The 24,135-nt window shown below is 38.4% G+C and carries 14 protein-coding genes and 1 tRNA gene; 11 read left to right on the top strand and 4 right to left on the bottom strand.

Translation table 11 applies throughout. The features are described from left to right. Positions 1–3: 3 nt before the first annotated feature. The 4 genes from AN389_RS16745 to AN389_RS16730 all read right to left on the bottom strand — a co-directional run bounded on the left by AN389_RS16745 (position 4) and on the right by AN389_RS16730 (position 10,403). Positions 4–7,515: an S-layer family protein gene (locus tag AN389_RS16745; protein ID WP_055020295.1), complete on the bottom strand. Its 7,512-nt coding sequence runs from the start codon at positions 7,513–7,515 to the stop codon at positions 4–6. A gap of 86 nt (positions 7,516–7,601) precedes the next feature. Continuing rightward, positions 7,602–8,753 (bottom strand): FecR domain-containing protein, encoded by a 1,152-nt coding sequence (locus AN389_RS16740; protein ID WP_055020294.1) that lies wholly within the window; start codon positions 8,751–8,753, stop codon positions 7,602–7,604. 11 nt (positions 8,754–8,764) lie between these two features. Next, the gene (locus AN389_RS16735) at positions 8,765–10,093 is read right to left on the bottom strand and encodes a hypothetical protein (protein ID WP_055018671.1); all 1,329 of its coding nucleotides are present in this window, start codon (positions 10,091–10,093) and stop codon (positions 8,765–8,767) included. Positions 10,094–10,327: 234 nt separating this feature from the next. Continuing rightward, positions 10,328–10,403: transfer RNA gene (locus AN389_RS16730), tRNA-His, on the bottom strand. A gap of 284 nt (positions 10,404–10,687) precedes the next feature. Between AN389_RS16730 and AN389_RS16725 the strand changes: the two genes are divergently transcribed. From AN389_RS16725 to AN389_RS16675, 11 genes are all read left to right on the top strand, one after another. After that, positions 10,688–11,506 carry a mechanosensitive ion channel family protein gene (locus tag AN389_RS16725; RefSeq protein WP_055016622.1) on the top strand — a complete coding sequence of 273 codons (819 nt, stop codon included), beginning with the start codon at positions 10,688–10,690 and terminating at the stop codon, positions 11,504–11,506. Positions 11,507–11,533: 27 nt separating this feature from the next. Further along, positions 11,534–12,316, top strand: coding sequence for a YdiY family protein (locus tag AN389_RS16720; protein WP_055018670.1), 783 nt, complete (start codon positions 11,534–11,536; stop codon positions 12,314–12,316). A 122-nt stretch (positions 12,317–12,438) separates the two neighbouring features. Beyond that, positions 12,439–15,117 (top strand): SLBB domain-containing protein, encoded by a 2,679-nt coding sequence (locus AN389_RS16715; RefSeq protein ID WP_055018669.1) that lies wholly within the window; start codon positions 12,439–12,441, stop codon positions 15,115–15,117. Positions 15,118–15,208: 91 nt separating this feature from the next. After that, positions 15,209–16,168, top strand: a complete 960-nt coding sequence (locus tag AN389_RS16710) for a Wzz/FepE/Etk N-terminal domain-containing protein (protein ID WP_055018668.1) — start codon at positions 15,209–15,211, stop codon at positions 16,166–16,168. Positions 16,169–16,402: 234 nt separating this feature from the next. Next, positions 16,403–17,470 carry a dTDP-glucose 4,6-dehydratase gene (gene rfbB / locus AN389_RS16705; protein WP_055018667.1) on the top strand — a complete coding sequence of 356 codons (1,068 nt, stop codon included), beginning with the start codon at positions 16,403–16,405 and terminating at the stop codon, positions 17,468–17,470. Positions 17,471–17,484: 14 nt separating this feature from the next. Then, on the top strand, positions 17,485–18,357 hold the full coding sequence (gene rfbA / locus AN389_RS16700; RefSeq protein WP_055018666.1) for a glucose-1-phosphate thymidylyltransferase RfbA: 873 nt from the start codon (positions 17,485–17,487) through the stop codon (positions 18,355–18,357). 81 nt (positions 18,358–18,438) lie between these two features. Continuing rightward, positions 18,439–19,620, top strand: a complete 1,182-nt coding sequence (locus AN389_RS16695) for an ATP-grasp domain-containing protein (RefSeq protein ID WP_055020293.1) — start codon at positions 18,439–18,441, stop codon at positions 19,618–19,620. Beyond that, the gene (locus tag AN389_RS20840; RefSeq protein WP_082422772.1) at positions 19,617–20,309 is read left to right on the top strand and encodes a CatB-related O-acetyltransferase; all 693 of its coding nucleotides are present in this window, start codon (positions 19,617–19,619) and stop codon (positions 20,307–20,309) included. Before AN389_RS16695 ends, AN389_RS20840 begins: the two co-directional genes overlap by 4 nt. Further along, the gene (gene rffA / locus AN389_RS16685) at positions 20,306–21,436 is read left to right on the top strand and encodes a dTDP-4-amino-4,6-dideoxygalactose transaminase (protein ID WP_055018664.1); all 1,131 of its coding nucleotides are present in this window, start codon (positions 20,306–20,308) and stop codon (positions 21,434–21,436) included. The genes AN389_RS20840 and rffA overlap by 4 nt, the downstream gene beginning before the upstream one ends. Continuing rightward, complete coding sequence (locus AN389_RS16680) at positions 21,433–22,848, top strand: lipopolysaccharide biosynthesis protein (protein WP_055018663.1); 1,416 nt, start codon at positions 21,433–21,435, stop codon at positions 22,846–22,848. The genes rffA and AN389_RS16680 overlap by 4 nt, the downstream gene beginning before the upstream one ends. Next, positions 22,849–24,120 carry a glycosyltransferase gene (locus tag AN389_RS16675; RefSeq protein WP_055018662.1) on the top strand — a complete coding sequence of 424 codons (1,272 nt, stop codon included), beginning with the start codon at positions 22,849–22,851 and terminating at the stop codon, positions 24,118–24,120. Positions 24,121–24,135: the final 15 nt, after the last annotated feature.

Below are 24,135 nucleotides of genomic sequence, written 5' to 3'. Positions count from 1 at the left end.
GATTTAGGGCTTAATTCCATCTGGGTAAAAGTTAAATTTAGATAAGCTAACGTTATTAGAGCCGTTATTAAAGCATGTGCTATTAAGTATGATTTGATTGTTCGTTTGTAACAGCATTGACGTAAATTCATGCGTACCATCACATTGATCTGCTTGATAATAACCCCGCATATTTTCTCCAAATAAGGTATCGATAGTGCCATCAGCTAATATGCGTGCGATTAACCCTTTTGAATCACTCATACCGCTAAGGATAATATTACCATTAGTGTCAATTGCTGCATCGTTCACTTTTGTGTCAGCACTTGAAGCGAGTTCATATTGCCCTATACCACTCGTGGCAAAGCTTAAATCTTCGCTACCATCGGGTTGTAACTTAATAATCACTGCTAGGTTTGGCGTGGTGCCATCATTAGCTATTAAATAGAGGTTAGCCGCGTTATCGGCGAGTATTTTTGTTGCTCTGTTATTTATATCACTAAAGGAGCGGCTATCGGTATAGGTAAATATCTCGTTAGCATCATCGTCTATTTTTAGCATGGTTAATTGCGAGCTACTGCCAGATACTTGCTTACCTGCAATATATATATCTTTATTTGCGTCTATATAAAGCGTTTCAAAAAACTCATTTACGTTGCCATAGTAAGCACCGCTTGTACCAAAACTATTTTCTAATTTACCATCACTTTTTAACATGGTTGCAAACGAATTAGTAACACTCAAAGCATTAGTCGCTGTCCCTACAGCCACAATATAGCCACTGCTATCGACAGCAACATCTGCAAAGCTAATATCGGTATTTAAAATGTCTACAGTGGTATAAATTCCTTCGTCAGCAAAGTTTTTATCTAGGTAACCGTCTTGGTCCACTTTTGCTATAAAGCCTTCTTCATTTACACCGTTTATAAGTGTACCTGCAATAATAATACTACTATCGCTAAGCTCTTTTATTTTAATGGTTTTAAACGCAACATTAATATCTAGGGCTTTATTACCATCAAGGCTAAAGCTGGTATCAATAACACCTGCATTAGTATAGCGAGTCAGCACTAGCTTATTGTTAGTATTAAGTTGCGTTACAGACGCCGTTAAGTACTTATCTGCGTGCGTGCCAGTTTGTAATTGCAATACATCCATTGATAGATCATTCGAGCTAATACTTAGATCGTTTATGCTTGTGTAGCCATCTATAGAAAAGTCGGTGTTTAAATTTGCATTACTCGTTATTGACGTTATGAAAGGCTCATTAGATGAATCGTTAAACCTGCCGGATAGCCATAGCGTGCCATTTTCATCAATAGTCGATGCGTTAGCAGTTTGATGACTGATAACATTGGAAATAATATTTATGCCTGAATTGCCGTAACTAGTGTCTAGTGTGCCATCAGGTACAGAGACTCGCGCCGAAAATAGTTGCTCGTTGTGAGCATCATCAGTGGCTTCAATACCTGTAGTACCAGAGAGGATTATTTGATTGCTCAAAGGTGCGTACTTTACACCAGTAACTCGCGCACTGCCGTTACTTGAGCCCGAATTCCCATCAATATTGTAAATTGACATTTCTTCATTAATATCGCCAAAGCGATCAACTGAAATCATAACCGCTTCTTTTTCACCAGACGAGCGAGTAAAATATCCCCCTAAATAGGCAGTAAAATTAACCGCGTCTATACCACCAATGGCAAGTAGCTCATCGTCACCTTCTTCGTCCGATAAATCTAATATAAGCGCATCGCCTGAGTTAAAGCTGCCGTTATTATTGCCATCAGGAATAAGGTACCTAATGGTTGCATCTAAATCACCTTCTTCGCCTATGGCACTACCTACTACGAGTAAATCAGAGTTACCAAAGTTTTTAATAGCGTGTGATTCATCATCACGGTTTTCACCACTTACATCCACTATACCGGGGCTGCCTGATTCGTAAGCAAGCGTCGACACATCAAATTTAAGAAATAAACTGTCTTTGTCTGAGCCATTGATAGAGTAACCAACGCCTTGTATTTTATTATCGGTAAACTCAAGGTCATTTATTACAGATTCACTCCCAAGTGTTGTACATTTAGTACCGCTGTTAGCGTCACCAGAGTTAGTACTTATAATGCCTGTAGTACTCATTTTTAATAAACATGCTTCAGTTTCTGAGCCATTAAAGCTTGAATAACCTATAAATAACTCACCATTGCCAGAGATAATAGCGGTACCTTTTTCATCTTCACCCAGATCTATCGTTTTAAAGCCGCTGCTATTAAATGCAGTGTTTAAATCGCCCGTATTGGTATAAGAAACAACAATAATATCTGTATCTGTGTTGTTATTGTATCCCACAAAATAAAGGTTAGTGTTAAGCTCAATGCTATCGTTAAATTCACCATTTGAAAAAACGCTCGAAAGGTCTAGCTGTTCGCTAAGTGCTCGTCCAAATGTTTCATCCTCGACAGGAATTAGTGGATCTTCTTCATCTGTAATATTTACATTAATGGTTATTGTAGTCGTTTCATTTGGAGAGCCATTATCAGTAATATCGACATTCACTGTGTGTTGTGTCGCTGTTTCAAAATTAAACGCGTTGCTACCGTTTACGGTTAATAATCCACTATTACTATCAATATTAAATAATGAGGTTTCGCCACCGCTTAAGCTAAAAGTGAGGCTGTTATTTTCAATGTCAGACGCTGTAATCGTACCAATTGTCTCTTCATCTATGGCATTTTCACCGATAGAAAAAGTTTGGTCTACTGCTGTTGGCGCATCGTTAATTGCTACTATTGTAATAGTCAAATTACCTTGCACCTCATCAGTGCCATCACTCAACGTGTAGGTAAGTGTTGCTATGCTTTCACTATTTAAGGCGGGGGTATATTTAATTTCATTATTTTCAACACTCGCTGTACCAATATCCGCTATAACGGCTGTTATAGTTAAGGTATCGGTTGCATCTGCATCGCTGTCATTGCTTATAACGTCAATTGTAGTTTCAGGGGCATCTTCATTTAAAGTCGCTGAATCAGGCTGTGCAACAGGTGCGTCATTCACAGGGGTTACGTTAATAGTTAATGTTCCAGGTGCTGTGTCTGTACCATCGCTCAGTGTATAATTTACGATCACTTGTCCATGAAAGTTAGTTTCTGGCGTGTATATAACGTTGTTGCCAGAGCTCGAAATACCGCCCACATTAGTACTTACGGAAGTAATAGAAAGTGTATCGTTTTCTGTATCAGTATCATTACTTAATACATTGATACTTGTTGCGGCGGCATCTTCTAAAATAGTGGCCGCGTCGGGGTTTGCCATCGGCGCATCATTTACAGGCGTAACCGTAATTGTTAATACGCCATTAGCCGTATCAGTGCCATCACTTAGGGTGTAATTTACTGTGGCTTGACCATTAAAATTGGCCTCTGGCGTGTAAATTACATCATTACCCGCGCTTGTTACTGTACCTGATGTGGCAGTAACAGCACTAATAGAAAGCGTATCGTTTTCTGCGTCTGTATCATTACTTAATACGTTTATGCTTGTTGCAGCGGCATCTTCTAAAATAGTGGCCGTATCGGGATTTGCCACTGGCGTATCGTTGATTGGTGTTACGGTTATAGTAAGTACGCCATTAGCGGTATCGGTGCCATCACTTAGGGTGTAATTTACTGTGGCTTGACCATTAAAATTGGCCTCTGGCGTGTAAATCACATCACTACCCGCGCTTGTTACTGTACCTGATGTAGTAGTGACGGCACTAATAGAAAGTGTATCGTTTTCTATATCAGTATCGTTACTCAATACATTGATGCTTGTTGCAGCGGCATCTTCTAAAATAGTGGCCGTGTCGGGATTTGCCACCGGCGCATCGTTCACGGGCGTAACCGTAATAGTTAATACGCCACTAGCGGTATCGGTGCCATCAGATAGGGAATAATTTATAACTGCTTGGCCGTTAAAGTCGGCCTCAGGGGTAAAAGCAAGATTGCTACCGGCCACTGTAACACTCCCTGTACTTGCGCTTGCGCTGCTAATAGAAAGCGAGTCGTTTTCTACATCTGTATCATTATTTAATACATCAATATTTGTTGTTACAGCATCTTCTAAAATAGTAGCCGTGTCGGGATTGGCTACTGGGGCATCGTTAACTGGTGTTACGGTTATAGTGAGCACGCCATTAGCTGTATCGGTGCCATCACTTAGGGTGTAGTTTACTGTGGCTTGTCCATTAAAATTAGCCTCTGGCGTGTATATCACATCACTACCTGCGCTTGTAACTGCACCTGATGTGGTCGTTAGCGCACTAATAGAAAGCGTATCGTTTTCTATATCTGTATCATTACTTAATACATTAATACTTGTTGCGGCGGCATCTTCTAAAATAGTCGCTGAGTCGGGGTTAGCAATAGGTGCATCGTTAACTGCCGTGACGGTTATTGTTAGCACGCCTTCGGCAGTCGTTGTGCCGTCGGTTAGCGTATAACTTACAACAGTTTGACCATTAAAATTTGCCTCGGGTGTGTAAAGCAGGTTACTGCCAGATACTGAAACTGCTCCCGTACTCGTGCTTGCTGTACTAATAGCAAGTGGATCGTTGTCTACATCGGTGTCGTTGCCAACAACATTAATACTTGTTGGCGCAGCATCTTCTAAAATAGTTGCGGTATCAGCGTTTGCTACGGGGGCATCATTAACTGGGGTAATCGTTATTGTGAGTATCCCAGAAGCACTTTGCGAACCGTCAGTTATTGTATAGTTTACTGTTGCAGTGCCATTATCGTTTTCATCAGGTATGTATTGAATTTGCGAATTTACAATTGAAACACTACCACTATCACTACTCACAGTAGAAAGCGTTAGAGTATCGCCATCTATGTCAGTATCGTTACTCAATACATCTATCAAAGTGGCAGAAGCATCTTCGGTAATGGTAACGCTATCGGCATTTACTATTGGTGCATCATTAACGGGTGAAATGGTTATTTCTAAAGTAGCGCTAGCTTCTCCTGCGCTATTATCGGAAATACTATACGTCACAATAGCAACACCGTTAGCGTTAGGCCCAGCACTGTACTGAATTTTATTATCTGCAATGCTCGCTGAGCCAAATTCGGTACTAACGCTTGTTATTGTTAAATTATCACCGTCTACATCGGTATCATTGGTAAGCACATCAACCAAAATTGGCGGCGCATCTTCTTGCATTGCAGCGCTATCTGCCATTGCTGTAGGCGCGTCATTAACGGGTGTAATAGTGATCGTTACTGTAGCGTTGCTTTGCACTGGCGTGCTATCGCTAAAACCATCAGAAATCGAATAGTTTAGTATTGCTTCACCAAAGTAATCAGGCTCGGGTGTATACTCAATTCTATTATTTACAATACGGACGGTACCTATTGTATTTGTAACATCGGTAAGAGTGAGTGTATCGCCGTTTGCATCGGTATCGTTTTCTAATACGTTTAGCAATGTGGCTGGGCTGTCTTCTAGTAAGGTGTAAAAATCATCATTCGCTTCAGCAGGCGAATTAGAACCCGTTTTATTTAATACAACCTGCGCTGTTGCAGTTAACCCTTGTTCATTGGAAACAGAATAGGTGAAACTATCAACATCTAAAGCGTCCGAATTAGGTTGATAAGAAAATGAACCATCAGCGTTGAGGGTTAAAATACCACTTTGTACGTTAACTACAGGCGTTGTATTAACAGTGAGATTACCAGGTTCTATGTTTACATCGTTTTTAAGTAAGCCATTCTCAGCTGAAACTACCAGTGTTTGGTTGTACTGAAACTGGTACTCATCTTTTTGGGCATTAGGGTTATCTGGTGTGCTATTTATAGTTAGTGTCGCGGTAGCCGTGGCAGTAGCACCTAACGTGTCGATTACTTGGTATTTAAATTCATCAATACCGTAGTAGTTTGCATCAGGTATATACGAAAAGCTACCGTCTGTAGCTAATTGTAATTGTCCGTGGGCGGGCGTTACACTGTATGTATCATCAATAATAAAAGTATCATTATTAGGGTCTGTGTCGTTGGCAAGTAACCCCTGGCTTGTATCAACTACAAGTGTGGTATCTTCATCTAAACTGTAACTGTCGTTTACGGCTGTAGGCGGGCTATTTTGATCCTGTGCATTAATAGTAACACTGGCAATTGCCTCTGCGCCTTGAGGGTCAACAATGCGGTACTGAAAACTATCCGCGCCTTGCATATTGGCGCTACCTATATACTCAAAACTACCATCTGAAGCAAGTGTAAGAGCGCCTTTACTCGGAAGGCTAACCGGTGTTGTATCTAAAGTAAGTTGATCTTGGTCTATATCGCTGTCGTTGCTTAATAAACCGGGCGCGGCAATTAATAACGTTCCGTCATCACTTATGTTGTACGTGTTATCAAGGGCTATGGGCGCATCATTTACAGCATTAATCGTTATTTCTACAATGCCGGTATCTATCATCCCAAGCTCATTAATTACTTGGTAGCTAAACGCATCGTTGCCATTAAAGTTGGCCCGTGGGGTATAAGTAAAATCACCACTTTCGCTAAGGGCAACACTGCCATGTTGAGGGTTAACCAAAGGGTTTGTATTTATGTAAAGAGTCCCTTGGTACTCATCAGTGTCATTAATTAGTACGTTACCTTGCAAGCTTTGATCTTCATTCACTAAAAATTGATCGTTAACGGCATTTGGTGCAAAGTTTAGCTCTCCACCTAGCGGTGCTACGTTAATTTTTTCTGCAAAGCCGCTTTCACCACTGCCATCTACACCGGTTATTAAAACCTGGTAGCTTTTATCTGCTAGCAGATCATCTACATTAAAGCTTGTTCCAGATATGCTTAAAAATTGTTGCCCATTCTCAAGTGTGTTTACATTACTTGTAGTTACACCTGCCTCGGTAGCTAAGTAAATATTGTAACGGTTTAAGTTATCGTTAGCTTGCCAAGATAAATTAATTGATTGACCATCTCGCTGTGCCGATATGCCTTCTATTTGGTAGGGTTGCCAATTAGTCGTCACTGCGTCTGCAAGTACCTGGTTGTTAAGGCTATCGGTAATCCATATCTCTAAGCGTAGGTCACCAGACTCAACGCCATAAAAGTAAGGGCTTAACCCTATAACTGACTGCTCAAAAGCTGTTCCACATGCTTGTGTACAAAGTGCTAGGCTTTTATTTACACTCGGCAGTACTAAATTTACTGCGCTAATGCCATCGGGGTCAGACACGCTAAGTAAAAAAGTGATATTGCCTTGTATAACTTCATTAACTTGTGAAAGAGTTATCGTAGCTTGTGAGTTGGCAACCGTTGTGCCTACAACCCCTCTGCTAGAGGCCACAGCACCCGACACCTGTGTTTTAGTAACAATAGAGTTACCGGCTATACCAGTAAGATTTATGGGTGTAGCAGAAGGGGTGGGTGTAACTTGTTCTACAGGTAGCTGTTCTGAGTTTTGTTGTGCTGTTTCATCAGAGCCCCCACACGCACTAAGCAAAAAAACCATTAAACCGAGCAAAAAAAGGTTCTTTGCTGTCATTCTACATACTCCAATAAATAGCTTTGTATTCAAATTACTTAAACTGAATACGAGTAAAAAAAATTGTTACCTAAAGTGCAGGTTACCTAAGGTTCTAGTCTAAAATCGCCGCCAGCGTTTACAGCAGGGTTGTTTATTTCACTCAGGCTAAAATCACCTGTGATGGTATCTATGTCATTCAAAAACACAGCATCAATTTGGCCTGTTGCTTTATTGTTATTGTGAGAAGCGAATGTAACGGCTAAATCCAGCTTGGTTAAATCGATTAAGCCGCTGTAAGCTGCGTACCAATTTCCCCCTGCATCATTAAAGCTGATTTCACCATCGGGTACTGTGCCGTTATCAAAATCGACTGACATAAACATAGAAAAGTCACTTACCTCGCCAAGGCTCGACGACACATCAAAACTGGTTGCTTGATAATTAAAAACACCTTGGCGCTGCGCGATTTGGTCAATTAAAGTTGCATCATTTACCGCCTGAAATTGCTGCTGTGCGTAAACATCAGTTACTGATATATCGGCATCTATAGTTTTTTCTGAAGTATTGTTTTGTACTATTGATTGCTGCTCTGTGGGTTGCTCAGCACTTGTGTCACCACTAATAGTATTTGTGTCATCACTTATGCTCGCTATGGTTTGTGTAAAAACAGCAGGTGCCTGTGTTGTTTTAATAACACGCCCTAATGAAGTGACCTGTGCAAAAGAAAAAGGCTCATTACTACCAAGAGATACAATGCTTTGATCTTCCAATGTTAAATCTATTGCGCCATCCCAAACAGCTACATACATGTCACCATCTACAAGCTGTAGCTCAAAATGAGTACCTCGAATACCAATTGATCCAACCGGTGTTTTTACGCTATACGCGCCACCATTTTTTTTAATAACACCCGAGATAGAACGCAGCCCGCCTTTTATTAGTTCAATAGAGGCAGAGCCTTGCTGAGTAGTTGGATTAAATTCATAGTTGGCAATATTTAGCTCAGAGTTTTCTTTTAGCGCAATTAAGCCACCATCAGACATTGAAAATTGTGCTTTGCTTTTTTCACCCGTTGTTATTTTATCAACATCATATACCGTATCGCGTCGCTTTAGGGTTCGCTGTTGGGCGGATTCGGCATCTGTAGCCAGTACAGCGCCTCGGGCTAAAATAGTTTTTCCTGCCACTGTGGTGCTTGCTTGAGAATAAAAACTCACGCAAAGTAAGGTGGATAATACCGGAATTAAATGTTTCATAAGTACCTTAATCAGAATGAGTAACTTGCGCTTAAATTGGTATCAAAGCGATCGTATTCGAACAACGAAATATCACTGGTTTTGTCTTGGTAGTTCAATGCTAATTGCACTGCTAAACTTTTATTAACTGAGTAGCGTAATGAGCTCGAAAGTATCAATAAATTATCACTTCGCTCTTGAAGAAATAGCGGGTGTTTATCCTGATGTTCAATCCATTGATACCCTGTTTGCGCAGAGACTTGCCAATGTTGGCTAAGTAATGCGTTTATTTGATAGTAAACCCCACTAATGTGCCTTGCATTAAATTCACCTTCATCAATGTTAGCGCTTTCATTTTTAAAGTTTGCGCTTACACTTTGATACCACTTTTTAGACAGGTAACTTGCACCTACATTAAGAGTATAAAAAGTGTTATCTAACTTATCATCAAATGTATTATTCATAAGGCCAACTGATAATGCGCCAAATACACTTAATTGTTTATTGAATTGGTAACTAGCGCCACTTGTTAGTGATGTTTCAGTTCTGTATAGCTCACCATCTAGTAGTAAAGGTGTAATACCGACTTGCAAATACCAAAGGGTGTTATTATTTAACGCCTGTTGGTATCGACCTGAAACATTGGTATTTACGCGGTCATATTCAGATAGCTCATTAAATTTGTACCAATCGGTGTTTACACCTAAAGCAAAAGCGCTATGTTGGTCTATAGGGTAAAAGTAACGGCCTTTATAATTTAGCTTTATATAATTATCGTCGCTGCTTTTGCTTTTTGGCGATAGTAAAAATTCGCCCAAGTTAGGGATTAAAATTGTATCCTCAGAAGTGCCTGCATTCACGTTACCATCTACACCATATGCAATCTCAATGCTTTGATCATAAGTACGCTCAGTTAAGCGCTGCTTACGCTGCGATGCTTCTAATAAAGAATGAGCCGCTTTTTTCACAGCTTCAGGTGAAGTGGCTGTATTAATTATTAGCGTAGCTTGAGCGTTAGCCGCAGGTAAATTATTGGCTGCAATATAAGATTTTACTAAATATAAACGTGCTTCATACCACTGTGGTTTTGCCTCAATGACTCGCTCAAATGCAAATACTGCAGGGGCCGAAAGATTAGAATTTAGCGCCGAAACCCCAAGCAAGTAGTCAAAATCGGGCTCGCCCAAATATATATAGTGCTTTTGACTAATTTTGTATGCTTCGTCAAATTGCTTTTGCGAAATTAAATATTTAAGTTCACCAAGTAGCTTTACATAGGAAATATTATTTTGAGCTTTTGCATTCAAACTTACAAAAGAAAGGTAACCAAGTAATAAAATAAAAATAGCGTGTTTGATCATGCTCGTTAGAATATCCCAAGAAGAAGTGGTGGTTTGCTAATACTAAATGCTATTAAACCTTAATAAGGTAGCACTTTCTGTTTATATGTAAAGTATATTGGTTCATTATTGTGCGATTGTAAACAGAAGCTAAGTTAGTATTTGATAAAGTGAAATATTCGGTAAAGCAGGATGGGTGAATAAATTTAAATTGAAAAACTAATGGGAGATAAATCAGGAACAAAAGGAAAAAAGTGGGGCGATTGACGGGGCTTGAACCCGCGACAACCGGAATCACAATCCGGGGCTCTACCAACTGAGCTACAACCGCCACTACACACCTCGTTTGGTGTGGCGCGCATAGTACATAAAATAATAAATGTTGTGAAGCCTAAAACTAAAAAAAATCAAAAAAAATCAATATTTCATAAATTTACTTCGTTATCAGTAAAGGTTCATAAAGAGTATGTACTCTATGCGCGGGCTAAAAGTGGCTTAAAAAAACACTAAAACAACAACTTGCTAATTATAATTTACTATTTAATGAGAATAAAATGTAAATTAATGTATAATTACGTGCGGGAAATTGCTTAATAAAAACTATTTGGAGTTACTATGGATTCAATACTTACCTGGCTAAACGAAAACTCAGGTTTAATTTTACACTACGGCATTCAAGCTGTTATAGCGTTAGTTATCTTTTTACTTGGTAGCCGCATTGCTAAGTTTTGTGCTGGCTTAACAGAAAAAGCGTTCGATAAAAAGAAAGTAGATAAAGCGGTAGGCTCGTTTGTATCGAGTATAGTTTACGCTATTGTATTTGCTGCGACTATTTTAATGGCGCTTTCGCAAATAGGCATCGAAACTACGTCGTTCATTGCTATTTTAGGTGCTGCTGGTTTAGCAGTTGGTTTAGCGCTTCAAGGTTCGCTGTCTAACTTTGCATCAGGCGTACTTATTATATTGCTTCGCCCATTCAAATCTGGTGAGTTTGTTGAAGCCGGCGGTAAAATGGGCACAGTTAAAAAAATAGAAATATTTTCTACAGAACTACGTACTCCAGATAACAAAGTTATAATCGTGCCAAACTCACAAATTATGTCGGGCGCTATTACTAACTTCTCTCGTGAGTCTACCCGCCGTATCGATTTAGTTATTGGTGTAAGTTACGAAGCCGACTTACGAAAAACAAAAGAAGTATTACAGTCAGTACTTGACGCAGAGTCTCGTTTACTTAAAGATCCTGCTTACACTGTTGCAGTTTCTGAACTGGCAGACTCAAGCGTCAACTTTATTGTCCGTCCTTGGGTAAACTCAGGCGATTACTGGCCGACTTACTGGTCATTATTAGAGAACATTAAAATTGCATTAGATGATGCAGATATTGCAATTCCATATCCGCAAATGGATGTACATTTACACAAGCAAGACTAATTCTAAGTACTAAATAGGTTATTTTTAATGAAATTAAAGCTTTTAACACTTTTAGTTGCAGCCTCTGCTGCAACTAACGCATTCGCAGAAGACGCTGAGAAAAAAACGTGGGAAGTAACAAGTGAGCTTGGTGCTATCGTCACGAGCGGTAACACTGAAACTACAACGTTAAAAGGCGGTTTAAAGGTATTACATCACCTAGAAAACTGGAACAACGAGTACAAAATCGACGGCATCTATAAAGAAGATGAAGTTGAAGATGACAACGGTGATAAAGAAAAGCAACGCACCAACGAAAAGTACTCAGCGTCTGCTCAAGGTAATTACAAGTTAAATGAAGAAAACTCTCATTTATTCATTTATGGTTCACACGTTTCAGACTATTTTGGCGCGTATAGAACTGAATCTGTAATTTCTGCAGGTTACGGCTTACGTTTAGTCGACCAGCCAGATATGTGGTTAAGTGCTGAGTTTGGTCCGGGTTACAAATTTTTTGAATACTCAGATGACAGCACCCAAGTTGACGACGATGGTAACCTACTTGCAGGTGAAAGCGACAGTGAAGTAATTGCTTTAGGTAAATTAGACTATAACTGGCAAATTTCAGACAACGCACGTTTTACTCAACTTGTATCGGTTGAGTACGGTGATTCAAACACCAAAACGCGTTCTGAGACGGCACTGCTAACTAAAATAAATGGCTCGCTACAAATGAAAGTCGCTTTTAATGTTACCAACAACTCAGATGTTGCTGATGACGAAGAAAGTACAGATACAGAGACGTCATTAACGTTAGTATATAGTTTTTAACCAAACAAACGTATTTAATGACAGTTAAGTGACAAAAGGGACGAAAGTCCCTTTTTTATTTGTTTAGATTTAATGTATTATAGCCACCAATTTTGGTTGTAGACCTAGGGATATACCTACTCGTGAAAGTTTTTATACAATTTTTTAGTGCTTTTATTCTACTTTGTAGTTTTAGTACCATGGCTTTTACGCCAACAGCCTCGCAAATTGAGCAATTTAAAAAGTTGCCAAAAGCTCAGCAAGAAGCCCTAGCTAAGCAATACGGTGTTGATATTTCTACCATCACCGGTGCTAACCAGTCAAATGATGAAAACTCAAATGAGCAGAAGTCAACTATCGGCGAACGCGAAGAAAAAGAACAAGAAGACTTAACCGACGAAGAGCGCTTTAAGCCCAAAACAGAAGAATTAAAGCCTTATGGCTACGAGCTTTTTGCAGGTGAACCTACAACGTTTATGCCAAGCGAAAATGCTGCCGTACCGGACACCTATATAGTAGGCCCAGGCGATCAACTAAAAATTAACTTTTATGGAAAAGAAAGTGACAGCTTTGATGTAACAGTTGACCGCGAAGGGCGCATTAGCATTCCCGATTTAAGCCCTGTAGAGGTAGCAGGCTTAACGTTTGCCGAAATAAAAGAACTCATAAAAGTAAAAGTTGAACAAGAAGTGATAGGGGTGAAAGCCTTTGTATCACTTGGTCAACTACGTAGCATGCGTATTCTTGTACTAGGTGAAGCCTACAAACCAGGTAGCTACAGCGTATCGTCTTTAACAACCGTGTCACATGCTCTGTTTGTAAGTGGTGGTGTGTCTGAAATTGCGTCACTGCGTAATATACAAGTAAAGCGCGCTGGTAAAACAGTAGCTAACTTCGACCTTTACGATTTACTAATCAATGGCGATAGCAGTAACGACATAGTATTAAAGCCTGGTGATGTTGTTTTTGTGCCACCTGTAGGGGCACAAGTTACTGTAGATGGCTTAGTTAAACGCCCAGCAATATTTGAACTTAAAAAAGGCGAGACGGCCAATCAATTACTCTCAATGGCAGGGGGTTTAAAAGCAGGTGCGTATGCTAAAAATGTTGTGGTAGAGCGTTTCAACTTTGATCGCAAAGAAGTACTGTCAATAGATTTCACTAAGCCACAAATTAACTACATTCCGCAAGATGGCGACCGCGTACACTTTAACTCTGTAAGCTCACAATATCAAAATTCTATAAGCCTAATTGGTGCTGTAGCGCGCCCAGGTAATTATCAGTGGTATCAAGGTAAGCGTATTTCGGATGTTTTAAAATCAGTACGTGGTGACCTGCTTCCACAAGCAGATTTAAGCTACGGCTTAGTAATTCGCGAAATTAATATAAATGGTGATATAGAAGCGCATCAGTTTGATGTAGCACAAGCCATAATTAAAAACCCAGAAAATAACTTAACGTTAAAAGCAAACGATAAAATTATTGTATTCAGCCGCTTTGAAGAAAAAGAAGCTGAAAAATCAGCACTTGCTAATATGGCCCTAAGCCAAGAGCAGCAAGAACAGCAGCTAAAAGCTGAGCAATGGCATACATACCAGCAAAAAGAGTTTGAAAAATATATTGGTATAAATCAAGAAGAAGAGGAATTTATTTTTGAAGAAAATAAAGCCCTTACACTCGCTGAAATGTCAAAACGCAAAGCTAAAGAAGAAGCTGAACTTGAATTAAAACCAGAAGATTATGCTTTATTTAGCCGCCATAATTTACTCGCGCCACTTATTGCTAAATTTAAGCAACAGGCTTCTGTCGATCAGGCTATTCAGCTAGTAGAAATTAGCGGCAATGTTACATTCCCGGGTGTTTACCCGCTAATGGTGGGCGGTGAAGTACGTGATTTGGTCACCGCGGCAGGCGGCTTACTAGAATCTGCTTACGTAAAACAAGCCGAAATTACACGTATTGTAGCGAGCGACGCCTCTAAAATAGAACACTTACGTTTAGACCTTGAAAGTGCAATGCGTGGTGATGCACAAAGCAATATTACACTACAAAGTAAAGACAGTATTAACGTATTCGCTATACCCAATTGGCAAGAAAACGTAAAAGTAGAACTTAAAGGTGAGCTTAGATTCCCTGGTACCTACACAATACGCCGCGGCGAAACACTGACAGAGCTACTTGAACGCGCTGGCGGCTTCTCTGAGTTTGCAGAGCAAAAAGCAGCAATATTTACTCGTGCGTCTATAAAAGAGCAAGAGCAGCAACAACTAGCCCGTTTATCAACTGAGCTACGCCGCGACATAGCATCAAAAAGCTTCCAAAACTCAGTAAGTAGTAATTCACTTTCGTATGATGAAATGAATAAGCTATTAAATGATTTAGCAAGCGTTGAAGCGGTAGGGCGATTAGTTATCGACTTACCACTCATAGTTGAAAATAAGCAAAACTTAGTCCTGCAAAATGGTGATGTTTTATACGTGCCAAGTAAACGTGACTCAATTAGTGTAATAGGTGAAGTTAACTACTCAACATCACACTTATATAAAGCTGGGGTTACCTTAGAAGACTATATTGGCTTAAGTGGTGGACTTAAAGATCGTGCTGATGAAGATAGCATTTACATAATCAAAGCAAATGGTTCAGTTAAAATTCCTTCTCGAGGAGGTTGGTTTGCAGCAAATGATCCTACTGAGCTAGAAGCTGGCGATACTATTGTAATACCGATGGATGCAAGCCATATGGATAAGCTTACTCTATGGAGTACTGCAACACAAATAGTATACCAATTAGGTGTTGCTGTTGCTGCGATTAGCAATATTTAAAATATAAACTTACTTATTAAGCAAAGAAAGTAAGCTAAAAATAATTATTGCTTTATGTATATAGAATAAAAAGTGGAACTAGATTAACTATATGAAAACAGATTTGAGAACACAAAGCTCCGAGTTAGAGCAAAACAGATACCCACCTGTTGATGATGAAATAGACCTAGGTGAACTGCTATCTGTTATTTGGCGCGGCAAGTGGGTGATCGCGGCAATAACATTTCTGTTTGTTTTGTTCTCGATTATCTTTGCTTTAAAACAGCCAAATTTATACAGATCAGAAGTATTATTAGCACCTGCGGAGGCAAAAAACAATGGCGGCCTATCTGCTTTAGCTGGCCAGTTCGGTGGTTTAGCAAGCTTAGCAGGAGTAAATATTGGTGGGCAAAGCACTAACAAAACACAGCTCGCTCTTGAAGTTTTGAAGTCTAGAAAGTTCGTATCAAGTTTTATTGAAAAACATAATATTTTACCAGATTTAATGGCAGTGAAATCGTGGGAGCTAAATAAAGGTGTCAGTTATGATCCAGAAGTTTACGATAGCAATTCAAAAACATGGCTGAGGGAAGTTGAGGCTCCACTTACATCGAAACCATCAGAGCAAGAAGCTTATAAAATTTTTAGTGACTTAATTTCAATAAAAACGAATAAAGAAACGGCAATGATAACTTTATCTATTGTTCACCAATCTCCTTTGATTGCTAAGCAATGGGTCAACTGGCTGGTCGAAGATATTAACAAAGAAATGAAAGATAGGGACGTAGTGGAGGCACAAAAAAGTGCTGACTTTCTTTCTAAGCAATTAGAAGATACTAAAATTGCTGATATACGAATTATTCTTTATAAATTAATTGAAGAGCAAGCAAAAACAATTATGTTTGCTAGTGTTCGTGATGAATATGCCTTTAAAACGATTGATCCAGCACTTGTTCCAGAAGTTAGAGACAGCCCAAAGCGTACCTTAATCGTAATTTTAGGCTTCGCATTAGGGATAGTTTTTAGTTGTATGGTCGTTATTCTCAAGCACTATATTAGGATTAAAGATTAAAGTAAGTTTACTTCTGTTTGTTTTATAGTCAATTTGATTAATCAATTAACTATATAAGCGACTAAAGTAATACTGTTTTAATCGAATAAAATTATTATTCGATTGAATTAACTTACTTAACTTCTTTACGCAAAGTAACAAGACCCTAGCATTTTTGAAGCATGTGAAGTCTACTTATTTCAACAAAGCTTATTAACAGCTCAGTAAAAATGGTTATTACTACATAGGATTAATGTGAAAATACTTATAACGGGTGGAGCAGGCTTTATAGGCTCAGCTGTAATACGCCATATCGTAGAAAATACTAAAGACTCAGTGATTAATCTCGATAAATTAACTTATGCTGGGAATTTAGAATCATTAAAATTAGTTGAAAATGATAGTCGTTACATATTCGAACAAGTTGATATATGCAATCGCGCAGAGCTCGATCGGGTTTTCAATTCTCATAAACCAAACGCAGTAATGCATTTGGCTGCAGAAAGCCATGTTGACCGTTCAATCACAGGGCCAGCCGAATTTATACAAACGAATATTGTAGGCACTTACAATTTATTAGAAGCGGCTCGTGAATACTGGAATACATTAAATGATGATGATAAAAAATCGTTTAGGTTTCACCATATTTCAACTGATGAGGTATATGGCGATCTTCCACACCCTGATGAACAAGAAGGTGAACTTCCATTATTTACTGAGGGAACTTCTTACGCACCAAGTAGCCCTTATTCGGCAAGTAAAGCGTCGAGTGATCATTTAGTTCGAGCATGGCTGCGTACGTATGGCTTTCCGACCATTGTCACTAACTGTTCAAACAACTATGGTCCTTACCACTTCCCTGAAAAACTAATACCTTTGGTTATACTTAATGCCCTAGAAGGTAAAGACTTGCCTATTTATGGTAAAGGCGACCAAATACGTGATTGGTTATACGTAGAAGACCATGCTCGTGCCTTGTATAAAGTAGTCACCGAAGGTGTGGTTGGTGAAACCTACAACATAGGTGGCCACAATGAAAAACAGAATATCGAAGTTGTACAAACTATTTGCAGTATATTAGATACATTAGTCCCTAAAGCAACTAAATATGCTGATCAAATTACTTATGTAACTGATCGCCCAGGTCATGATAGGCGCTATGCGATTGACTCATCAAAAATGAGTAAAGAACTTAATTGGGAACCTGTAGAGACATTTGAAACAGGGCTACGTAAAACAATCGAGTGGTACTTATCAAATCAGCAATGGTGCAAAAACGTTCAAGACGGATCGTATCAGCGCGAACGTCTTGGCGAGTTATAAAAAGGAGCTATGTAATGAAAGGAATAATTTTAGCGGGTGGTTCAGGTACTCGCCTATACCCAATTACCATGGGTGTGTCTAAGCAGTTGCTTCCTATTTATGATAAACCAATGATTTATTACCCGCTTTCGGTGTTAATGCTCGCTGGTATCAAAGAAATTTTAATCATAACCACAGATGAAGATTTAGACTCTTTTAAGCGCTTATTAGGGGATGGCTCACAATTTGGCATAGAGCTTAATTATACAGTTCAACCTAGTCCTGATGGACTTGCACAGGCTTTTATTTTAGGTGAAGAGTTCATCGGTGAAGACGATGTTTGCTTAGTACTAGGCGATAATATTTTCTATGGGGAAGGCTTTACACCTAAATTGAAAAACGCCGTCGAAAATGCAAAGAATGGGTTAGGTGCTACGGTGTTTGGGTATCAAGTGAAAGATCCCGAGCGCTTTGGAGTTGTCGAATTTAGCAGAAACAAAAAAGCAATCTCCATAGAGGAAAAACCCTTAGAACCTAAATCTAACTTTGCTGTAACTGGTTTATATTTTTATGATAATACTGTAGTTGAACTGGCTAAAAAGGTCGAGCCTTCTCAACGAGGTGAGCTAGAGATCACTTGCCTAAATGAAATGTATTTGAACCAAAATAAGTTAAATGTTGAACGCTTAGGCCGAGGTTTTGCATGGTTAGATACAGGAACACATGAAAGTTTACTCGAAGCGGCTCAATTCGTTGAAACTATCGAAAAAAGGCAAGGTTACAAAATAGCGTGTTTAGAAGAAATAGCTTTCAACAATGGCTGGTTAAGTAAGGAACAAATTAAAGAGCGTGCCGAATTGTTTAAAAAAAATAGTTATGGCCATTATTTAAGTGTTTTAACTGAATAATAAGAATACATTCTTTCGGCTATATACTTTTTAAAGTATTTATTAGCACTTTAGCAGTAAAAAGTTTACTTGGAATAAACTATGAAAATTATGATATTGGGTGCAGGGATATATCAAGTTCCTCTAATAAAAAAAGTTAAGGAGTTAGGGTATATTGCTATTGTAGTGTCTCCAGTAGGAAACTATCCGGGACTTGAAATTGCAGACTATATTGTAGATTCAGATACTAGAGATAAAGAGACCATTTTAGCAGCTGCCGTTAAGTACGGGATTGATGGAATTCTTACCACTGGGACTGATGTCGCTGTTCCATCAATAGGTTATGTCGTCGACAAACTGAATTTGCCTGGTACTGGATTTTTAGCTTCTCAAAGAAGTATGGATAAAGCTCTCATGAAAAAATGCTTTATCAGCCACAACGTTAAAACAGCTCATTATAAAGAAGTTTATACTATCGCAGAGGCAAAAAATGAAGCCAACACTATAGGCTACCCTGTAATGGTAAAGGCTATCGACTCTTCGGGTAGTAGAGGTATTACAAAGGTTGAAAGTATAGCCGAGATAGAATCGGCTTTTAATGAGGCCTTAGCAGTTTCCCAGTCAACAAAGGTTATTGTTGAACAATTTATTGAAGGCTATGAGATTGGTGCACAGGCACTAATTTGCGGCGATAAGGTTGATAAAGTTTTTATTCACAATGATGAAGTAACCCAACCTCCCATCAGTGTTCCTATAGGGCACTCATTACCAGTTACATTATCGAGCAATGTTATTACTCAGTGCGAAGAAGTTATAAAATTAGCTGTTAAAGCAATTGGTTTACAAAATACAGTTGCTAATGTGGATCTAATGGTAAGTGGTAATGAGGTTTATATTTTAGAAATAGGCGCTAGGATGGGGGCCACATGTTTACCAGAGAATATTTCTCTTTACCAAGGAATTGATATTTACGAGTACTTAATAGCGCTAGCAACTGCTAACTCATTGCCTATTCAAAAAAGAACTTCTAGGCAGGCTAATGCATCATTATTAATTTTCTCAGAAAAAAAAGGTATTGTTGAAAGCATAAATATACCCTCTAGGGTCAAAAACCATCCTATGTTAGTCGAGTTGAAACTTGATGTAACTGAAGGTGATCAAGTAAATGCATTTAAGGTGGGCCCCGATAGATTAGGGCATTTAATTGTTGTATCTGACACCAGTGCTGAAGCCGAAGCATTAGCAAAAGAATTAGTATCTTCTATAGAGCTAGTTGTAAAATGAGCAGTCATGCTAGAGTAGTTGAAAGCTTAACACATGAAAGTGTTAAGCTTTACAATAGTGTTACTGTAATTAAGTCACAATTGAGTGAAAACGTAAGTGTAGGAGACTTTTCTAAAGTAGCTAGTTCTAAGCTCTTTACCGCTGTTAAAATAGATAGGAACAACCATATTGATGGTTCCAAAATTGGGTCCTACAGTTACACTGGGCGCAACACTTTGATTCTATATTCAGTCATTGGTAGTTACACAAGTATTTCGTGGAATGTATCTATTGGTGGGGCAAACCATGATTACTCTCGTGTTACTCAGCATTCTTTTCTTTACAATCCTGCAGATGATATACGCCCGGTATCTGAACCAGTAGCTTATGACCGCTATAAAAGTCAGGTCAAAATAGGCAGTGATGTTTGGATTGCGGCAGGGGCAGTTATCACTAGGGGAGTTACAGTTGGAGATGGTGCTGTAATAGGTGCAAATGCAGTTGTAACTAAAGATGTCCCACCATATGCAATTGTTGCAGGTAGTCCTGCAAGAGTAATAAAATACCGCTTTTCTCAAGAGATTATTGAGATACTTCTTGAATTAAAGTGGTGGGACTGGTCTGTAGATAAAATACAAAAGAACTATTCAATAATTTCCCAAGCACCAGATATTGAAAAATTAAAAAGTATACTTAAGGCACAACAATGATTGAGTTTAACAAGACTCCCTATACTGGCAATGAAGAACAGTACGTACTAGATGCTATGAAAGCAGGTAAGCTATCTGGCGATGGTAAATTTACAAAACTTTGCCACGCTTGGTTTGTTGATGATTTAGAATGCAGTAAAGCACTGTTGACTCCTTCATGCACGCACGCTTTAGAGATGGCTGCTATTTTAATTGATACTCAGCCTGGTGACGAAATTATAATGCCAAGTTATACATTTGTTAGCACTGCAAATGCTTTTTTGTTACGGGGCGCTAAGATCGTTTTTGTCGATATTAGGCCTGATACTATGAACATTGATGAGTCTTTGATAGAAGCAGCTATAACAAGTAAAACTAAAGCAATAGTACCTGTTCATTACGCTGGTGTAGCGTGTGAAATGGATACAATTTTAGCCTTGGCAAAACAGCATGGGCTCTATGTAATAGAAGACGCCGCACAAGGAGTAAGATCTTATTATAAAGGTAAGCCGCTTGGGACTTTAGGTGATATTGGAGCATTTAGTTTCCATGATACTAAAAACTATACAAGTGGCGGTGAAGGAGGATTATTAATTATCAATAACTCCAAATTCGCTGAAAGAGCAGAAATAATAAGGGAAAAAGGAACGAATAGAAGTAAATTTATTCGTGGAGCAGTAGATAAGTATACTTGGGTCGATATAGGCAGTAGCTTCTTACCTAGCGATTTGCAAGCAGCATACTTATGGGGGCAATTAGAAAGAGCAGATGAAATAAACCATGCACGTTTGAAGTCATGGCAAGTATATTATGAAGCATTTAAAGACCTAAAAAGTGAACATAATGTCGAATTACCTCATATACCTGCTGAATGTGAGCACAACGCACATATGTTCTACCTTAAGCTTGCAAATATTAATATACGAAACCAATTTATTGATTTTTTGAAAACTCGTAACATCTCTTCAGCTTTTCATTATGTACCATTGCATAGCTCGCCGGCGGGAAATCAAGCGAGTGTATTTAGTGGCAGTGATGTATTCACCACAAAAGAGAGTGAAAGATTAGTTCGTTTACCTATTTTTTATGGTATTTCGCCATATGAACAGGCTCAAGTTATTAGTGCTGTATCGGAGTTTTTTGCTTGAACTTAAAGAAAGTCTTGCATTTTGCTATTGGCCCTATAGCAGCTGCAGGTTTAGGTCTGATTACACTTCCATTTGTAGCGTGGTTTTTTTCTGTAGAAGATGTCGGGAAATTAACAATGATGCAAGTTGTGTTAAGCCTATCCGTATCCTTTTTTAGCTTAGCAATGCACCAAGCTTATGTTAGAGAGTACCATGAAGAGGAAGATAAAGCAGCCTTGTTCAGAGTAAGCGTGCTTCCTGGTTTAGTGCTATTATCGCTCACAGCTATAGTTTTTTTAGTTGCACCATTCTCATTATCAGCACTTTTATTCGGAATTGAATCTAAGTTACTAACTGGTTTATTAATAATAGGTGTTTTTGCAAGCTTCTTGATTAACTTCTTGTCACACTTATTGAGAATGGAAGAAAGGGGCTTGGCGTTTTCAGCAACAAAAATCGCACCTAAACTCTTTTTCGTATTTTTTATAGCCTTAATTATGAGCTTTAGTCTATCAGCTAACTTTACTACTTTAATGCAAATGAATACCTACGCCATATTATTTTCATTGTTAATTTTTTTATTCATAACAAAGAAAACTTGGTTCAGTGCATTAAAAAGTCATACAGATCTCATTTTATTAAAGAAAACGTTGTTATTCAGCCTTCCTTTAGTTGCAGGGGGACTGGCTTACTGGGGGTTAACAACAATGGACCGCTTCTTTTTAAGGGGAATGGTTGGTTTCGAAGAACTTGGTGTATATGCGCTAGCTGCTTCTTTAGCGGGAGCGGTGTCAGTAATCTCAACCGTTTTTTCTAATCTATGGCACCCGACTTTATATAAATGGGTTAAACAAGGGGTTAGCAATAGTAAGATTCAAGCAGTAACAGAAAGTATATTATTATTAGTGTGCTTAATTTGGTCACTTGTAGGCATACTCTCTTTTATTGTTCCCTATTTTCTACCTAGTGAATACAAGGCAATTGAATATTTAATAGTAGCGTGTGTATCTATGCCTTTATTCTATATGTTGTCACAAACTACCGGGGTCGGTATTGGCATTAAGCGTAAGTCTTCATATGCAATGCTAGCATCTTTAATAGCATTTTTATCGAATGCAATTTTAAACTATTTTTTAATTCCTATATATGGCGCTGCTGGTGCTGCATTAGCAACTGTTATTTCTTTCTTTATTTTTTTCCTGATTAGAACAGAAGCAAGTGCGATAACATGGCAATCACTTCCACGCTTGAAGATTTATATAGCACTAACCATGTACACGGTAGCAACCTGTATATGTTTGTTAACCCAAGGTAATTTGCCATATTTTAACATTGTTTGGGGCGGCTTATTTGTTGTTGTAAGCGTTACTTTTTATCAAAGAATTGAAACAAGCTTACAAACAATTAAGCAATATCTAAAAAGAAGAGATTAAATGTTATTTATTTATAGTTCATTGTCGGTTGGCGGAATCGAAACTTTTTTTGTGCGTATGGCAAAAGAAAGAGCCCGTCTAGGGCTAAAAACCTCAATCTTACTTTTATCGGAGCCTAAACAAAGTAATCATGAATTACTTTCTGAAGCTAAGTTATACGCAAGTGTATATTTTGCGAAAGATATTTTTGTATTCCAGCCGACTTTAAGTTCACGTCTATCAATTATCGCGCCATTAAATAAAAATAAATTAAAAGTCATAATGGAAGGCGTTGATCAAATTCACGGTTTCGATGCTATGCAGCTACTCTTTGGCGAAAGGCTTGCCCGGTTAATGGATAAAAAAATACCTATCACAGTGGGCTTTTACCATTACATTAAGTATTTATGGGGCGGTAATAAAGTGGCGCTGCATGAACGTATAAATCGAAAATTTATTTTCGATTATCTACCGGAACAATCTCTGCTGTTTTTCTCCCCTGGGAGTAGAGATTTGTATGCAAAAACTAGAAATAAGTCATTTAAAAGGTCGAATACATTTAGTCTAGGAGTGGTTGATAAAAAAGATGTTCATTTATCTAGTGATATAAGTAAACCATTAAAATTGGTTGCTATTGGTAGATTGGTGGAGTTTAAAACCTATAACTTTTACATGATTCAAGTTATAAAAAATTTAGTTAATAAAGGCTACAATATTGAGTTTGATATTTATGGAAATGGCCCGCTATACGATGAATTAAAAGAAAAAATACTGAAATTTGAAGTTTCTAACTCTATAAAATTAAAAGGAACATTGGATTATTCAAAGTTTGATGAGGTGGTTAGTAATAGCGATATGTTTATTGGGGATGGTACAGCGATAGTGCAAGCAGCTGCTCTCGGTATCCCCTCTATTGTAGGTGTCCAAAATTTTGTTGAACCCAAAACTTATGGCTACTTTTGTGATGTTTACATGCATCAATATACACGCAAGGGCCTAGATTTACCTCTATTCTCTGTCGAAAAAATGATTGCCGACTATATCGATATGCCTACAAAGTTAAGGCTAGATTTAAAAACTAAACATGTAAATTGCATTGAGCAGTTTACAAATGAATCATGTCAACAGTCACTAGATAGTTTAAAAAGTATCGAAATGCCTACACGCAATTTTAAGTACAATCGCTTTATATATTTACTCTCAAGAACAGCTGACAGGTTTAATATGAAATATAACAAAAAGCATCCAAGAAGGACGCAATTTGAAGATTTTAGAGCATTAAATGAAAAGTGATTTTAATTTAGAGAT

This window comes from Pseudoalteromonas sp. P1-7a (genome assembly GCF_001401855.1).
In the GTDB taxonomy this organism is placed as follows: domain Bacteria; phylum Pseudomonadota; class Gammaproteobacteria; order Enterobacterales; family Alteromonadaceae; genus Pseudoalteromonas.
This window is presented reverse-complemented; position numbering and strand designations above follow the sequence as displayed.

Excerpts from the sequence above, each read along its gene's own strand:
- AN389_RS16745 (WP_055020295.1), bottom strand. The coding sequence starts at position 7,515 with ATGACAGCAAAGAACCTTTTTTTGCTCGGTTTAATGGTTTTTTTGCTT.
- AN389_RS20840 (WP_082422772.1), top strand. The coding sequence starts at position 19,617 with ATGAGCAGTCATGCTAGAGTAGTTGAAAGCTTAACACATGAAAGTGTT.
- AN389_RS16720 (WP_055018670.1), top strand. The coding sequence starts at position 11,534 with ATGAAATTAAAGCTTTTAACACTTTTAGTTGCAGCCTCTGCTGCAACT.
- AN389_RS16735 (WP_055018671.1), bottom strand. The coding sequence starts at position 10,093 with ATGATCAAACACGCTATTTTTATTTTATTACTTGGTTACCTTTCTTTT.
- AN389_RS16710 (WP_055018668.1), top strand. The coding sequence starts at position 15,209 with ATGAAAACAGATTTGAGAACACAAAGCTCCGAGTTAGAGCAAAACAGA.
- AN389_RS16740 (WP_055020294.1), bottom strand. The coding sequence starts at position 8,753 with ATGAAACATTTAATTCCGGTATTATCCACCTTACTTTGCGTGAGTTTT.
- AN389_RS16675 (WP_055018662.1), top strand. The coding sequence starts at position 22,849 with ATGTTATTTATTTATAGTTCATTGTCGGTTGGCGGAATCGAAACTTTT.
- AN389_RS16725 (WP_055016622.1), top strand. The coding sequence starts at position 10,688 with ATGGATTCAATACTTACCTGGCTAAACGAAAACTCAGGTTTAATTTTA.
- AN389_RS16695 (WP_055020293.1), top strand. The coding sequence starts at position 18,439 with ATGAAAATTATGATATTGGGTGCAGGGATATATCAAGTTCCTCTAATA.
- rfbA (WP_055018666.1), top strand. The coding sequence starts at position 17,485 with ATGAAAGGAATAATTTTAGCGGGTGGTTCAGGTACTCGCCTATACCCA.
- rffA (WP_055018664.1), top strand. The coding sequence starts at position 20,306 with ATGATTGAGTTTAACAAGACTCCCTATACTGGCAATGAAGAACAGTAC.